The following is a 15,866-nucleotide window of genomic DNA, read 5'->3' as shown; positions in this document are numbered from 1 at the left end:
GTCCGGCCATCGCTGGCCGGGCTCCTGCGCGGGTCGCCGCGCCTTCGCGCTGGCGTTTCTTGCTTTATTTCCTGGGGGATCCCCCGGCGCTCCGCGCCCCGGGGTCCGTTGTCGAGAGGGCGAGGGGCCCCGCGCGGCGCTGAGCGCGCCGTCGGGGTCGACCTCTCAGCGCTACCAGCGGTCGCGCCCGCCGCCGCCGCGGCCACCGCCGCGCCCGCCGCCGCCACCTCCACGGCCGCCGCCGCCGCCACCCCCGCGGAAGCCGCCACCGCCGCCGCCGCCGCCGCCGCCGGGGCCGCCGGTGCGCTCGCGCGCCTCGTTGACCGTCAGGGTACGGCCATCGAGGTCCTTGCCGTGCAGCGCATTGATGGCCGCCTGCGCCTGGGCATCGCTCACCTCGACGAACCCGAACCCGCGCGACTGCCCGGTCATCCTGTCCGTCATCAACTGAATCGAGAGCACCTCGACGCCGGCGCCTTCGAACGCGGTGCGCAGGCTGTCTTCCGTCGAATGGAACGCCAGGTTCCCCACATAAAGCCGCTTGCTCATGTCTGCCGCCAATCCCGTTGCACGATCCCCGCTTCCCTCGCGGACGGCCCGGATCGTGCCGCGGGCCGCACGCGAAAACGCTCCCCGACGACCGGCCGTCTCCCACGTTCGGACGAGGCAACCACGTTGCAGCAGGCGGCCGGATCAGAGGTCGAGGACGAACGAGCCTTGAGGCGCTCCGGAAGCTACCGGCCGGCGGCGGGGTACGCAAGGTATTCCCCCAGGCTGGCCGCGTCTGCCTGTTCATGGCCGCCGATCGCGTCGGCCGGCAGGCGACGGCGCGCACCCACGTTGGATAGGGCGCGCGCCTCGCGCCGCCATGCTCGGTGCGATGGGGACGAACGGGGATCCGGGTCCTCTTCGCGCCGTTCGTGCTCGAAATCGGGCGCTGGCCGCCGGATCGGCTGCGCGTCGCGCCGGGCGCCGCCTCGGTCGCGCTCGCCTCCGGCGAGTCCGCTGCCGTGCAGCTCGCGGCGATCGGCCGCTTCCAAGACGGCCCCGAGCGCGACGTCACGGCGCAGGGCAGGGGGGACCAGCCACCTCTTCGCCCGCGTGGATGCCGGCGAGCTCACGACCGCGTCGCCGGGCCGCGTCAAGGTGATCGCCGCCGACGGGCCGCTCACGGCGAGCGCCGACGTCACCGTGAAGCTCGCCGGCACCGCTGCCCGGCGCTCCCCCCGGCGCGAGCGCCGCGTTCGCCGGGTCTCCCGCTCAGGCGGCGCGCGCGGCGGCCACCGCGGCGCGGGGCTGCACGACGCCGAAGCCCTGCCGCTCCGGCGCGATGCCGGGCAGCCCGCGCGCGGTCTTCATCAGGATGCGCCGGCATTGCTGCGGGGAGAGGCGCGGGTTCGCCTCGAGCATCTGCGCCACGACGCTGCTCACGATCGGCGCGGCGAAGCTCGTCCCGTCCACGTGTTTGTAATGGCCGGAGATCACCTTCTGGTCGCGCAGCTTGGCCGCCGCGAGCTGGCGCACGAGGTACGGCTCGCGGCCGGCGATGGCGTCGAGGTCCGGATCGACGCACGCGTGCTCGACGAGCAGCCCGGGCAGCTCCTCGTCCCGGGCGCGGTCGAGCAGCGACAGGAGCTGCGCCTGCGCCGCCGTCGGCGTCCCGGGCAGGATGGGCGCCGCCAGCCAGATCGCCGGCGCGATGAGCTCCGGCTTCTGCAGCCCGTCGAGGGTGAGGCCGTACGAAGAGTGGTAGTTCCACGTCTGCTCTCCTGCGCCGCCGTCGTCGAGCCCCCCGACGGCGATGACGCTCGGCGCGCTGGCCGGCGGCAGGACCCGGTGCCCCGGGTCGTGCCCTGCGTTGCCCGCGGCGGCCACGACCACGATGCCGTTCCGGGTCGCGTCGTCGGCGGCGCGCGACAGGCTCCCGGTCAGGTACGACTCCTCGTAATCGCCTCCGCAGGAGATGTTGAGCACACGGATTCCGTACTGCTCGCGGTGCGCGATCACCCACTCGATGCCCCGCCGGATGTCGTCGTGGACGATGCGGTGGGCGAAGCCGACCTTGACCAGCACGAGGTTCGCCTCCGAGGCGAGCCCGCGGAAGCGCCCGTCGGAGAGCGCGCCGTTCCCGGCGGCGACGACCGAGGTCATCATGCCGTGCCACGACGAGGCGTCCCCGTGCTCGAGCGCCGAGGGGCCCGCCTCGGGCGCGAAGAGGTCGTGGTAGGCGAGGACGCGGTTTTGGGGCGTTGTGAGGTCCGGGTGGGCGTAAAAGCCGGAGTCGAGGAAGGCGATGGTGACGCCGCGTCCGGCGTAGCCGGGGTCCGCGTGGAGCCGGTCCGCGATGGGCAGGATACGCCGGGGGTCGAGGTCGCTCGGAGGCATGGGCGGGGCACTATTCCACCGTTTCGCCGCCTGGGCGTGCGGGAACTCCGCGCGAGCCCGCTCGCTCGTCCGACTGGCACGCTGAGCGCCGGGCTCTGCTCGTGAGCCCATCGCGCTTCACTCGATCTCCACGATCGAGCCGTCGGCGCGTGCCTCGAACACGCCGAGCGCGTCCTTGCCGGTGTCGATGTGTCCCATCGCGGCGAAGGCGCTCGGGCCGATCCGCGAGCGGTGCCGCCAGTGCATGTGGCCCGCGACCACGAGCTTCGGCCGCAGCGAATCGACGACCAGCCGCGCGAGCTCACTGCCCACCTGCTCGGGACGGTGCGCGCGGCGCATGCCCGCGAGCTCCGCTTCCTGCTCGGGCTCGATCGCTCCGCGCGGCCACTCGTGCAACACGAGGATGTCGCAGCTGCCGTAGCTCGCGGCCTTCATCACCTCGTCTTCGGTGTAGTAAGCGAAGAGCTTCTTCTTCTGACTTTTGATCTCGCGCAGCGGCGGCCGCCAGGCGAGCGCGTCTTCCGAGTAGATGCCGCTCAGGCCCACCACCCTGAGGCCCGCGACCTCGACGCGACCGACGCGGCCGAGGTAGTAGCAGTTCGGCGCGAGCTCGCCGCCTCTGGGGAACTGATCGAGGAACCCGTAGGGCTCGTGGTTGCCGCCGATGAAGTAGATCGGCCACTCGAAGCTCGCCAAACCCTGGTCGAAGGCCCAGAAATCACCGAGATCCCGGTACTTCTGCGGGAGCGAGGCCGTGGCCAGATCGTCCTCGTGGCGGTGTGGCTCGAAGTCCCCGACCTGCAGTACGAAATCGATGTGACGGCGATGGCGGTGCTCCCAGGCGTCGAGCAGCTCGACCATGGAGTGCATGGCGCCATGCACGTCGCCGACGACGGCAACGATGGTGGAAGATGTCATGCTCGCTCGCGCATTGTACAGGAACGCAGGTTCAAAGGCCGGACTTCTGGCGGGCGAAGCTGGACGGGCGCGCGGCGCTCCGGCAGGCTCGGGCGCATGAGGTCGTTCATCGCGACGATGGTGTATGAGCTCCACCCGGACACGCCCCCGGAAGCGAGGAAGCTGCTCCGCGCGCACCTCGTCGGCAGGCGCTGGCAGGACAGGCACGAGGGCGCGGCGATGCCGTCGACCGCGGTCTGGATCCGCCGCTCCGCGGAGGACCACGAGACGACCGACGACCTGCACGCCGCGTGCGCGCGCGACCTGGGCGACGCGGTGGCCGCCGTGGCGCGGGCGGGGCGGCCGATCCAGGTGCTGCGCGCGTGGATCCAGGTGAGCGGCGCGGGGACGTACGGGCTCGTCACGGTGCCGAGGCCGGCGGACGGCTGAGCGCGCGCGGCGGAAAGCCGCGCCCTGTCGCGGCGCTTCGGATAGGCTTGGACGGCTCGAAGGGAGGCTCGGATGGCTCGAAGGCTGGGGATTGTCGCGGCGCTGCTCTCGCTGGTCGCGCTCGCGGGTGGCTGCGGGGGGCTCTCGACGGACGAGGCGCAGCAGCGCTGTGCTCAGCTGCGCGGCGCGGTGCCGTCCTGCTCCACCGACGAGAGCCACGATGCGTGCGTGCGCTGCTACGAGGAGTGCGGCGACGCCTGCGAGCCGTCGGCGGCATGCCCGCAGACGTTCACCTGCGCTGACTGATCGCCGCGCGCGCGAGCGTCGCAGGGAGGGGGCACCCCGACGAGGCGCTACGGGAGGGCCAGGCGCGCGGCCTCGCCCGTCGCCGGCGTCAGTTGACCTGGATGCCGCAGTTGAGGAACTCGATCGAGGTGTCGATCCGGAAGTGAGAGTCGGTCACGTGGCGCTCGGCGAAGAAGAAGTCGAGCTGGTACGTCTTCCCGATCTCGAGCCCGAGCTCGTCGAGGTCGACGACCTCGAGCTGCTCGGCGTGGATGCCCCCGAGGTCGACCACCTTCTGCCCGTTGATGTACGTGAAGACGTCGTCGTCGCCGGCGAACGTGAACTGCTCGCCGCCCTTGTACTGGAAGCCGATGTGCATCTCGAAGGTGAAATGGTAGTTGTGCGTCCGCCCCTCGTTGCCGAACAGCGCCTCGTCGATCGGGAAGAACTCCCGGTTGTTGTACGTCCACACGCCGTCGCCTTCGGGGTCCTCGAACTGCAGCGTGATGTTCATCGGCATGTTCACGCCCTCGGTGTCGCGGAACCACACGTCGAAGTTCTCCTTGCCGGTCGTGGTCGTGGTGCCCTCGGCCCCGCCGGCATAGACGGGTTTCAGGTCCTCTCCGAGGATGTCCGTGACGATCATGTGATCGTCGCAGTTGATGCACTTGCCCTCGTCCTGCGGCTCCATGTCGGGGTGCGCCTCCTGGAAGTCGCGCACCCGGCCGGTGAACTTGCCGTCGCACGACTTGCCGGTTTCCTGGTCCTCCCCGGGGTTCCCGCCGACACCGCTGCTGCCGACGGTGGGATTGACCGAGCCGAAGCTGTCATCGTAGCCGCCCGTCCCGCTGGGCCCGCCGGTGGTCCCGCCGGGCCCGCCTGCGCCCTGCCCCTGCGATGACGCCTGGCCCCCGCTGCTGCTATTGCCCTGATTGTCCACTGCGCTGCACGCACCCAGCACGCCCACAAGCGCAAGCGCCGCCACGCACCCAGCCGTCTTTTTCATCGCCAACCTCGTGTTAAGATGCCGTCCCAAGACCCCGCCGGTAAATTAGCATGAGGGTGTCCCCCCGGCGTGCTGACGTGGCGCGTTATCTGGTGGAATTGCACCCGGTAAATGTGCCTATTCTTTTGATGGTGCTGGGATTTTCTCTTGATGGTGTTCGCTGGGCGAATCATGGCGCGCGAGCGCGCCGGGAGGCGAATCATGGCGCGAGCGCGCCGGGAGCAGGGAGCACGTCAATCCGGTGATATCGACGCTTCGGCCACCCGGCGGCCGCCGGCCGACTCCCGAGCTGACGCCCAACCACCGACTGCCGAGCTGACGGCCACAACCATGTTCCCCTCTGCCGCGCCGGCGGTCCTCATTCCGCCGCGCGAGGCGTCTTTCGTGGCGGTGCGATCTCCTGCCACGTCGTTTCGTCCACGGCGCCGGCCGCTCGTGGCTTGGGCCACGTCGCCGGGGCCGCCGCGCCGGCACGAAAGGCTCGACTTCCGGGCACGCTCGGGTTACGCGAGGTCCGCTCGTCACGGACACGGAAGAGACGCAGGTGCGCGGTGGACCACGAGACGCGGAGCGATACCGAGCCCGGCTCCAGCGCCGCTGAGGCGCGGGAGGCTCGCCACGCCGCCGAGGCGAGCCCGGTGCCCGTCCCGTGGGCGGAGCCGCCGCCCCGGCGCTCAACCGGCGCCGGCGAGGCGACCTGTCCTGTCTGCCTCGAGCGCATCGCCGCCGGGGTCGCCCTCTGCCCCGAGTGCGGGGAGCCGGCCGACGCGCCCAGGCGGACGGCGACGGCGCCTTCGATCCCCGATGCGCCCAAGGACGCGAGCTGGCTCTCCCTCCACTGGCGCCCGCTCGTCACGATCGGCGCGATCCTGGGGCTCATCAGCACCGGCGGCGCGCTCCGTTACCTGGCGCCCCACCGGTTCGCGCCGTCCCGGGCCGCGTCGCCAGTCGCTCCCCCGGCCCCGGTGTGCGGGGCGCCGTGCTGGAGCGGCGAGTCGTGCCAGCTCGGCCGCTGCGTCTGGCAGCGCCCGAACGACGTCGGCCACCTCGCCGAGGCGCCCTCGATCGCCGGGCCCTTCTCGCTCCCCAAGGACGCGCTCGACGCGCTCCCGCTCGACCGCGACCGCTTCGTTGTCGCGCTGTCTGCCGGCCTGGAGGTGCGCAGCTCCCGGACCGGCCAGGCGCTGAGCCTCGTCTCCGAGGCGCCCCACGTCCGGCGCCTGCACCGCGTGGGCGACGTGGTCTACGCGACCGCGCCCTCGCGCATCTACGTGATCGACGCCGCCACGACGCGGCTGCTCAAGACGATCGAGCTCGGCGAGGCCGTGGGTGACATCCAGGTCGGCGCCTCGGGCCGGCGCGCGCTCGCCTCGCTGCCGGCGGCGCACGCGGTGGCGATCCTGGCGACCGAGTACCACGCCGAGATCGAGCGCATCCAGTTCGGCGACGACGCCGTGGGCCCCGTGGCCGTGGACGACAGCGGCAGCCGGGCGATCACGACGACGGGCCAGCTCCCGCTGTCCGGCCAGCGGGAGCCGTCGGGCGGCGTCGCCTATCCGTTCGACCCGAGCCGGCTCGGCTCGGAGCAGGATCGCGTGCGCACCTCGATGGTGGGCAACCCGGCCAGCGCGCTCATGATCCCCGACGGCTCGGCGGGCTTCGTGGCCCTCCGGGCCGAGAACACGCTGGTGCCGCTCACCTGGCTCCCGTCGGGCGCGGTCCGGCAGGAGGCGCGCATCACGACGTGCCGGGAGCCGGAGCAGATCGCGCTCGTCCGGAGCGACCGGCGCGCGATCGTGCGGTGCAACGAGGGGCGGGCCATCCAGGTCTTCGATCTGTCGAAGCGCGAGCTGCTCCGCGCCGTCACGTTCCCCGGCCGCGCGCTCGACATGGCCGTCGCTCCGGACGGGGCGCAGGCGGTCGTCGCGCTGAGCGGCGACGGGGCGGGCTCGGTGGCCCTGGTCGATCTGAAGAGCTACGCGGCGAAGGTCCACCCGCTCGGCGGCGAGCCGACGCGGGTGCGGCTCGCCCCGGACGGCGGCACGGCGCTCGCGCTCGGCGATCGCGCCAAGGTCGCATGGGTGCTGCAATGAGCGAGCGTCGCGTCCCGTGCCCGAGCTGCGGCGCGCGGATCGTCGAGGGGGCGCGCAAGTGCCGCGCCTGCAAGGGGTGGCTCGGCGAGCGCCACCGCGGCTCCGTCGGGTCGCTCTCCGGCCGCGAGCCGCGCCTGGCGCGGGCCGCGGTGACCGTGGCGAGCGGCGTCGCGGCCGTGATCATCGCCACCCTGACCAGCCTGAAGTCGCCCGTCGGCGAGGCGCCCCCGCTGACCGCGCTCGCGCCGGAGGGCGCCGCCTCGCGCGCCGCGCGCGACACGCGCGACACGCTGGACGACGCGCCGGACCCCGCGGCGTTCGGCCCCGACGCCGCCGATCCCGCGCCGCCCCCGGCGGAGCCGAAGGGCCGCTGGCGCGCCCGCGAGTTCCGGATCGGGGACGTGCACCCGCTCGACGTGGTCTTCAACCCGAGCGGCGCGTCGATCTACGTCAGCGCCGACGACGCCTCGCTGCGCGAGTACAAGCTCCAGAGCGGCGAGCTCATCCACAAGGCGTCGATGCCGGCGCAGGGCGACCACATCCGGCTCCTGTTCGACCGCTACGTCGCGGTGCTGCGGCACGAGGACGCCGCGCGGATCCCGGTGATGGACACGACCGCGTGGGATCGCGATCCGGTCCTGCTCGACGTCGGCCGGACGCCCGGCGACATCGTGGCGCTGCCGGACGGCAGGACGGTGGTCGCGGCGACGACGGACACGAAGCGCGTGACGAAGTTCGAGCTGCCGACGGGGGTGCGGCTCGCGAACATCACGCTCCCGCACGCCACGGGGCAGCTGTTCCTCGTGCAGGCCGAGGGGCGCCCCTACATCGCGGCGCTCGGCGCGCTGACGCACGCGGGCCGGCCGGCGGGCGCGTGGATCGACCTGTTCGATCCGAGCGAGTCGCCGTTCGGCGCGACCCGGCGGAGCATCGCGGTCGGGCGCGAGCCGCGCGAGGGCGACATCACGCGGGATGGCGGCGCCGTGTTCTTCCCGGATCGGCTGTCCAACACGGCGATCCTGCTGAGCGTCGCCGGGGTGACCGAGACGAGGAAGACGCCCGTCGGCGTCGGGCCGACCGCGGGCTTCTTGCTCGACGAGGACCGGTACGGCATCACGCTCAACGCCGAGGCGCGGACCGCGAGCGTCATCGACCTGTCGACGATGCAGGTGAAGAGCACGCTCCCGCTCCGCGGGGTGCCGCTGACGGGCGTCACGTCGCCCGACCGGAAGACGCTCTTCGTGGCGCTCGGCGGGACCCGGTGGCCGCCGGTCGGCAGCGGCGTCGCGGTCATCGCGGGCGACCCGCCGAGGGTCGTCGCGTCGCTGCCCACGGGCAAGGGCGCGTGCGCCGTGGCGGTCTCGAAGGACGGGGCGCGGGCGGTTGTCGCGTCGTACTGGGACCGCTCGATCACGGTGCTCGAGCAGTAGTCGCCCGGCCGGGGCGGCGGGGCGGCGCTCCGCGCCGAGCGCCCCCGCGGCTCCTCTGGATGGCCGGCGTGTTTCTCCGAGGTTCCGCGGCGCGCAGGTGACGACACCTCCCGCGAACAGAGGTGTCGAACACGCAACATAATTTCGTCCCTGTCATCTTTGCGAAACCTCTCTGCGCAGAGAGTGGGAGCAGGCTCAGCGGAGCCGACGGCAGTTCCGAAGGTCGTCTCGTTGCGCCGGCGACGAGGCCACAGCGGTTGTCCTCCAGCCCAACCCCCTGCTCTGCCCATGACCAACAAGCATCCATGTCGTCCGTTGTTCCGTGTGTTCCTCGGCGCGAGCCTCCTTTGCCTGCCTGCGTCTCAGGCGTCGGCTCAGCCCGCGACGGAGCCCGCCGCCGCGGATCCGGCGGCGCCTCCGCCGGCGGACAAGCCCAGGCCCCCTCCATATTCATTGCCGTTTCAGCTCCGCCCGGTGGTCGCCGTGTCCGTCGTGCGCTCCGACACCGCGATCGCCTTCTACAGCGCTCCTTCCGCGAGCTCCTCCGGCTCGACCGTCGCGTCCACGCTGCTCTTCAGCTACAAGGTGACCGACGATCTGGCCCCGCTCGTGCGGCTCGGCGTCGTCTCGAACTCCCCGCCTGCTGGCGACTCGGGCTTCGGGTTCCTGAACCCTGTCGTCGGCGCCACCTACGCGTTGAAGCTCACGCCGGAGCTGCGACTCGCCCTGTTCCTTGGCCTCACGGTGCCCGTGGGCTCCGGCGGCGGCAACACGCCGAGCCCGGAGATGGGCCCCGCGAGGACGGCCGGGATCTACGCCCGCTCGGCGATGGATAACGCGATGTTCGCCGTCAACGACTTCACGGTCTTCCCGGGCGTCGGGTTCGCCTATGTCGCGCACGGCTTCACCGCGCAGGCCGAGGCCACGGTGCTCCAGCTCCTGCGGGTCCGCGGGGAGGACGTGCAGCCCGACTCGTCGAAGACGAACTTCACCGCCGGCCTGCACCTCGGCTACTTCGTCGTCCCGATGCTGTCGATCGGCGCCGAGCTCCGGCACCAGCGCTGGCTCTCGACGCCGGTCTCCGTGCAGAAGGACGCCTCCCGCGCGACGCGCGAGACGACCACGGTGGCCGTGGGGCCGCGCGGCCACTTCAAGCTGGGAGAGAAGATGTGGTTGCGCCCCGGCGTCGCGTTTGCGATGGGGCTCGATGATCCGATGAAGGCGTCAGAGCACAAGATCCTGCAGATCGACGTGCCGTTCGCCTTCTAGATTCCCGATCCTGATCCGACCCTCGGTCCACAGGCTGGCTCGCCCGTCCGGTGCGACCGGCGGCTCGAGCAGCCGGGCGATCGCTTCGTGAATCCCCTCCTGGGCTCGCCGTCCGTCCAGGGGCGGGCGCAGCGGGGTCCCCGTGGTATCGATAGTGTATCGATACAGGAGGGGTCTGACGATGTCACGATCGCGGGAGCATGGGTCCCCTTACACGATCACCGGGACCCTCCACGAGGGCGGAAGAACCCGCCTGCTTCGCGCGGTCCGGAGCGTCGATGGCCGCCCGGTGATCGTGAAGGTCATCGACCCGAGGAGCGGCTGCTCGCAGGACATCGAGCGTCTCCGGCGCGAGTACACGATGGGCAAGGCTCTCCGCCACGAGGCCTTCGTCGAACCGCTCGCCCTCGAGACGTTCGAGGGGCTGCCGGCGCTCGTCATGGAGGATTTCGGCGGCGAGTCGCTCGATCACCTCATCGACGCGCCCATGAGCGCCGGGCGGTTCCTCGAGCTCGCGGTCCGCCTCGTCACCTGCGTGGCGGAGCTCCACCAGCGGGACATCCTCCACAAGGATCTCAAGCCCCAGAACATCCTCGTCAACGCGACCACGGGCGAGGTGAAGCTCGCCGACTTCGGCCTTGCCTCCCGCCTCCCGCGCGAGCAGCCCCCGGTGGGGACTCCCCGGCTCATCGAAGGCTCCTTGCCGTACCTGTCTCCGGAGCAGACGGGGCGAATGAATCGAGCGATCGACAGCCGCGCAGACCTCTATGCGGTCGGCGTCACCTTCTACCAGATGCTCACGGGGCGCCTGCCCTTCGTGGCGCGGGATCCGCTCGAGTGGGTGCACTGCCACGTCGCCCTCGCCCCGCCGCCGCCCTCCGCGATCGTCCCCGGGGTGCCCGAGGTCCTCTCGGCGATCGTCCTGAAGCTCCTCGCCAAGATGGCGGAGGATCGCTACCAGACCGCCCGCGGCCTCGGGCACGACCTCGAGCGGTGCCTCTCGCAGCACCGGGCGTGTGGCAGGATCGAGCCGTTCTCCCTGGGTGAGCGCGACATCTCAGGCCGCGTCCAGCTCCCGCAGAAGCTCTATGGCCGCGAGCGCGAGGTGAGCGCCTTGCGGCGCACGTTCGAGCGCGTCCTGGACACGGGAGTCCCCGAGCTCGTCCTGGTCTCTGGCTATTCCGGCAGCGGAAAGTCGGCCCTCGTTCACGAGCTCTACAGGCCGATCGTCCGGGAGCGAGCCCTGTTTCTCTCGGGGAAGTTCGAGCGATCCAGACGCGGCATCCCTCACTTCACGCTCGTCCAGGCCTTCCGGGATGTCGTGAGCGAGATCCTCGCCGAGCCCGAGGACAGGATCGCGGCCTTTCGGCAGCGGCTGCTCGACGCGCTGGGGCCCAACGGACAGCTCATCGTGGACGTCATCCCGCAGGTCGAGCTCGTCATCGGCCGGCAACCGCAGGTCCCTGAGCTCCCGCTGGCCGAGGCGCAGCACCGGTTCCGCGTCGTGTTCCGGAGGTTCATCGGGGCGTTCGCCCGGAAGGAGCACCCGCTCGTGCTCTTCCTCGACGATCTCCAGTGGACCAACCCCGCGAGCCTCGGGCTCCTTCATGATCTGATGACCCACCCCGAGACGCGCCACCTCCTCGTCGTCGGCGCGTACCGCGACAACGAGGTGACGCCCTCCCACCCGCTCATGATGGCGCTCGACAAGGTGCGGAAGGACGGCGTGCGCGTCTCGGACATCGTGCTCGGCCCGCTCTCCCGGGAGCACCTCGGCGCGCTCGTCGGCGACGCGCTCCGCTGCCGAAGCGAGGACGCCGCGCAGCTCTCGGCCCTCGTCCACGAGAAGACGGCCGGCAACCCCTTCTTCGCGATCCAGTTCCTCACCGCGCTGCACGAGGAGCGGCTCATCGAGCTCGACGAGCGCGCCGAGATCTTTCGATGGGACGTCGCGAGGATCCGCGACAAGGGCTTCACGGACAACGTGATCGACCTGATGGTCGGCAAGCTCGTGCGGCTCCCTCCGGGCGCCCAGGAGGCGCTGAAGCACCTCGCCTGTCTCGGGAGCGCCGCCGGCGTCGACCTCCTCGCGATGGTCCGCGGCGGCTCGGTGGAGGAGACGCACGCGGACCTCTGGGATGCCGTCCGCGTGGGGCTGGTCCTGCGCAGGGACGCCTCGTACAGGTTCGTCCATGACCGGGTCCAGGAGGCCGCCTATTCGCTGATCCCCGAAGGCGAGCGGCCGGCGATGCACCTCGGGATCGGCCGGCTGCTCGCGTCGCGCGCGGCGCCGGAGGCGCTCGAGGAGAAGATCTTCGAGATCGTCAATCAGCTCGACCGAGGCGCTCCGCTGATCACATCACCGGCGGAGCGCGAGCGGGTGGCTGAGCTCAACCTCATCGCGGGCAAGCGCGCCAGGGGGTCGAACGCCTGCGTACTGGCGCTGAGGTACCTGGCCGCCGGCAGGGCGCTGCTCCCGGAGGATCGCTGGGAGCGACGGTACGAGCTCACCTTCGAGCTCGAGCTCCATCGGGCCGAGTGCGAGTACCTCACCGGCGATCTCTCGGCGGCCGAGGAGCGGCTCTCGGCGCTCTCGCGCCGCGCCGCGGGCCTCGTCGATCTGGCCGCCGTCACGTGCGTGCGCCTCGGCCTCTACACGACCATGGACCGCAGCGATCGCGGCGTCGACGTCGGCCTCGACTACCTCCGCCGCGTCGGCGTCACGTGGTCTCCGCACCCCACGGACGAGGAGGTACGGAAGGAATACGAGCGCGTCTGGGAGCTGCTCGGGAGCCGTTCGGTCGAGGACCTCATCGACTCACCCCAGATGACGGACCTGGAATGCCGCGCGACCCTCGAGGTCCTGACCCATGCGCAGTCGCCGGCGCTGTTCACCGACGCGAACCTGAATTGCCTCGTCGTGATGCGAATGACGACCCTCAGCCTCGAGCGCGGCAACTGCGATGCATCGTGCATCGCCTACACCTGGTTCGGCATGCTCCTCGGGCCGCGCTTCGGCGATTACCGCATGGCTTACCGGTTCGCCAGGCTCGGCCTCGATCTCCTGGAGCGCCGCGGGGCCCTGCGCTTCAAATCCCGCGTCTATCTGGGCTTCGGGCACCGGGTCAACCCGTGGGTGAGGCACATGCGCGCCGGCGTGGAGCTCCTGCGACGGGGCTTCGAGGCGGGGCAGGAGACCGGGGACATCACGTATGCGTCGTACAACAAGAACTGCCTGATCACGATCCTCCTCGCCTCGGGAGAGCCCCTCGGCGAGGTGCAGCGCGAGGCCGAGCGCGCGCTCGACTTCGTGCGGCGGGCGCGGTTCGGCCTCGAGGTCGACATCGTCACCGCGCAGCTCCGGCTCATCCGGGCCCTCCGGGGCCTCTTGCCCGATCTCTCCTCGTTCAGCGACGCCGACTTCGACGAGCGCCGGTTCGAGCAGCGCCTGGAGGGCGATCCGCGCCTCGCGATCGCGACCTGCTGGTACTGGATACGCAAGCTGCAAGCGCGCTTCCTCGCGGGCGATATCGACGGCTCGCTCGAGGCCGCGGAGAAGGCGCGGCCGCTCCTCTGGACGTCGGGCTCGTTCTTCGAGGTGGCCGAGTACCATTTCTATGGAGCGCTCGCGCGGGCGGCGCGCTGCCGCGCGGCGGACGCCGCCGAGCGGCGCCGGCACCTCGAGGCGCTCGCCGCCCACCAGCGGCAGATCGACACCTGGGCGGAGAGCTGCCCCGAGAACTTCGGCCACAGGGCGGCGCTGATCGGCGCCGAGATCGCGCGTCTCCGCGGCGCATGGGATGACGCTGCCCAGCTCTACGAGCAGGCGATCCGCGCCGGGCGCGCGAGCGGCTTCGTCCACGACGAGGCGCTGGCCTACGAGATCGCGTCGGGGTTCTACCGGGAGCGAGGGTTCGAGCTGATCGCCGACACCTACCTCCGCGAGGCCCGCGCCTGCTATGTCCGCTGGGGGGCGGACGGCAAGGTCCGGCACATCGATCAGCGGAATCCGCGTCTCTGGGACGCGAGGCCGCTCGCCCCGACCGCCTCCTTCGCGGCGCGGTTCGAGCAGCTCGACCAGCTCTCGGTGATCAAGGCGTCGCAGACCCTCTCGAGCGAGATCGTCCTCGACAAGCTCCTGCGGACGCTGCTCACGGTCGTCCTCGAGCAGGGCGGCGCGCAGCGCGCTTGTCTCGTCCTGCACCAGGACGAGCGCCTCTCCATCGGAGCCGAGGCCATCCTGGAGGAGAGCGGGGAGGTGAAGATCCTCCTCCCGCGCTCCGGGGAGGGCGCTTCACAGCGTGTCCCCATGTCGCTCGTCCGCTACGTGCAACGGACGAAGGAGCGCGTCATCCTGAGCTCTACCGAGGCTTTCGACGGCAAGTTCTCCGGCGATGCGTACTTCGCGCGGCGCAAGCCCAGGTCGGTCCTCTGCATGCCCATCCTGAGGCAGGCGGAGGTGGCGGCCCTGCTCTATCTCGAGAACGACCTCCTCGCCGGCGCGTTCCCGCCGGAGCGGCTCACCGCCCTGTCGCTGCTCGCCGCGCAGGCCGCGATCTCGCTGGAGAACGCGCGGCTCCTCTCCAGGGAGCAGGCCGCGAGGACGGGGGCCGAGGCGGCGGAGCGGCGCGCGGCCTTCCTGGCCGAGGCCGGGGAGATCCTCGCCGGGTCGCTCGATTACGAGGAGACGCTGGCGCGCGTCGCGCGGCTCGCGGTGCAATCGCTCTGCGACTGGTGCATCACCGATGTCGTCGAAGGCGAGCAGATCCGGCGAAGCATCTGGGCGCACAGGGATTCCGCCAAGGAGTCGCTGCTCGAGCAGCTGCGGCGCCGGTATTCTCCTGCGATGGATTCGCCCCATCCGGCGGCCAGGGCGCTGCGGTGTGGTGAGCCGTTGCTGGTCTCCGGGTGCTCCGAGGAAGAGCTCCGGCACTACTGCGAGGACGACGAGCATGCGAGGCTCATCCGCGAGCTCGGGGCGCAGAGCGTCATCGTGGTGCCGCTCATGGCGCGGGGGCGGCCGATCGGGGCGCTGAGCGTCGTCTCGTCCGCGCCGGGGCGCTGCTACGGGGAGGCCGACCTGGAGATCGTCCAGCACGTGGCGCACAGGGCCGCGCTCGCGATCGACAATGCGCGGCTGTACCGCGCTGCCCAGGAGGCCATCCGCATGCGCGACGAGTTCCTCACCGTGGCGACGCACGAGCTCAACACGCCGATGACGTCGCTCACGCTCTCGCTGGAGGCCATGGATCGGAGCCTTCGCTCGGGTCGGCTCTGCGATCCGCCGGCGATGGGCAGGCAGGTCGAGCGCGCGCTGCGGCAGGCGACGCGCCTGGCCCGGCTGAACCGCGAGCTCCTCGAGGTCTCGAGGATCGACACGGATCGGGCCTCGCTCGACCTCGCGGAGGTCGACCTCGGCGTGGTCGTGCGCGACGTGATCGCGCGGTTCGAGCTGGATCTGGCGCGCGCCGGCTGCTCGGTCTCGCTGAGGATCAGCGGCCGGAGCGTGGGCTCCTGGGATCGCTCCCGCGTCGATCAGATCGTCACGAACCTCGTCGCCAACGCGATCAAGTTCGGCCCGGGCAAGCCCATCGAGATCGTCCTCGGCGAGGAGGCCGGGACGACGCGGCTCTCGGTGAAGGATCACGGGATCGGCGTCGACCCGGCGCGCCAGGAGCGGATCTTCGATCGCTTCGAGCGCGCCGTGTCCGACCGGCACTACGGCGGGCTGGGGCTCGGCCTGTACATCAGCCGCCAGATCGCGCGGGCGCACGGCGGCTCGATCCGTGTCGAGAGCGCGCCCGGCGCCGGCGCCACGTTCACCGTCGAGCTCCCCGGCGCCGGACCGCCGGTGTCGCCGCGCGCGCCGGCCTTCTCGAACGATTCGATAGGATCGATTCGATAGGAGGGCGCTCCTTCACATCATGATCGCGAGCGACCATGGCGCCCTGTACGCGCGCGTCTGCGCTCCCTGAGGTTCCCTGTCGATCTCGGCGTCGCCGTGAACGCAACGATCGAAGACGATTGTTGCATGATTGGCTTCCCATGTCC

General features: G+C 71.3%; 11 protein-coding genes. 6 read left to right on the top strand and 5 right to left on the bottom strand.

Annotation, left to right across the window (positions count from 1 at the left end; translation table 11 throughout):
- Positions 1-171: 171 nt before the first annotated feature.
- The 4 genes from WME97_RS41285 to WME97_RS41270 all read right to left on the bottom strand — a co-directional run bounded on the left by WME97_RS41285 (position 172) and on the right by WME97_RS41270 (position 3,303).
- Positions 172-549: an RNA recognition motif domain-containing protein gene (locus WME97_RS41285; RefSeq protein WP_437546021.1), complete on the bottom strand. Its 378-nt coding sequence runs from the start codon at positions 547-549 to the stop codon at positions 172-174.
- 185 nt (positions 550-734) lie between these two features.
- Complete coding sequence (locus WME97_RS41280) at positions 735-1,040, bottom strand: hypothetical protein (protein WP_437546019.1); 306 nt, start codon at positions 1,038-1,040, stop codon at positions 735-737.
- Positions 1,041-1,260: 220 nt separating this feature from the next.
- Positions 1,261-2,385: a S8 family serine peptidase gene (locus WME97_RS41275; protein ID WP_437546017.1), complete on the bottom strand. Its 1,125-nt coding sequence runs from the start codon at positions 2,383-2,385 to the stop codon at positions 1,261-1,263.
- Positions 2,386-2,502: 117 nt separating this feature from the next.
- Entirely contained in the window at positions 2,503-3,303 is an 801-nt protein-coding gene (locus WME97_RS41270) for a metallophosphoesterase (RefSeq protein ID WP_437546015.1), read from the bottom strand.
- A 96-nt stretch (positions 3,304-3,399) separates the two neighbouring features.
- On the opposite strand from WME97_RS41270, the gene WME97_RS41265 reads away from it, so the two are divergent.
- Together WME97_RS41265 and WME97_RS41260 are read left to right on the top strand one after the other, a co-directional pair.
- Positions 3,400-3,732, top strand: a complete 333-nt coding sequence (locus WME97_RS41265) for a hypothetical protein (RefSeq protein WP_437526997.1) — start codon at positions 3,400-3,402, stop codon at positions 3,730-3,732.
- Positions 3,733-3,804: 72 nt separating this feature from the next.
- The gene (locus WME97_RS41260) at positions 3,805-4,038 is read left to right on the top strand and encodes a hypothetical protein (RefSeq protein WP_437546013.1); all 234 of its coding nucleotides are present in this window, start codon (positions 3,805-3,807) and stop codon (positions 4,036-4,038) included.
- A gap of 88 nt (positions 4,039-4,126) precedes the next feature.
- Here WME97_RS41260 and WME97_RS41255 read toward each other — a convergent pair whose 3' ends face one another.
- Positions 4,127-5,023, bottom strand: a complete 897-nt coding sequence (locus WME97_RS41255; protein ID WP_437546011.1) for a fibro-slime domain-containing protein — start codon at positions 5,021-5,023, stop codon at positions 4,127-4,129.
- 551 nt (positions 5,024-5,574) lie between these two features.
- Between WME97_RS41255 and WME97_RS41250 the strand changes: the two genes are divergently transcribed.
- From WME97_RS41250 to WME97_RS41235, 4 genes are all read left to right on the top strand, one after another.
- The gene (locus WME97_RS41250; RefSeq protein WP_437546009.1) at positions 5,575-7,116 is read left to right on the top strand and encodes a YncE family protein; all 1,542 of its coding nucleotides are present in this window, start codon (positions 5,575-5,577) and stop codon (positions 7,114-7,116) included.
- A complete protein-coding gene (locus WME97_RS41245; protein ID WP_437546007.1) occupies positions 7,113-8,546 on the top strand; it encodes a YncE family protein in 1,434 nt (477 codons plus the stop codon). The genes WME97_RS41250 and WME97_RS41245 overlap by 4 nt, the downstream gene beginning before the upstream one ends.
- A 288-nt stretch (positions 8,547-8,834) precedes the next feature.
- Complete coding sequence (locus tag WME97_RS41240; RefSeq protein WP_437546003.1) at positions 8,835-9,815, top strand: hypothetical protein; 981 nt, start codon at positions 8,835-8,837, stop codon at positions 9,813-9,815.
- A gap of 181 nt (positions 9,816-9,996) precedes the next feature.
- Positions 9,997-15,720 carry a sensor histidine kinase gene (locus WME97_RS41235; RefSeq protein WP_437546001.1) on the top strand — a complete coding sequence of 1,908 codons (5,724 nt, stop codon included), beginning with the start codon at positions 9,997-9,999 and terminating at the stop codon, positions 15,718-15,720.
- Positions 15,721-15,866: the final 146 nt, after the last annotated feature.

This window comes from Sorangium sp. So ce367 (genome assembly GCF_051520455.1).
Taxonomy (GTDB): Bacteria; Myxococcota_A; Polyangia; order Polyangiales; family Polyangiaceae; genus Sorangium; species Sorangium cellulosum_B.
The sequence above is the reverse complement of the archived record's forward strand: the minus strand, read 5'-3'. Positions and strand labels throughout refer to the sequence as shown.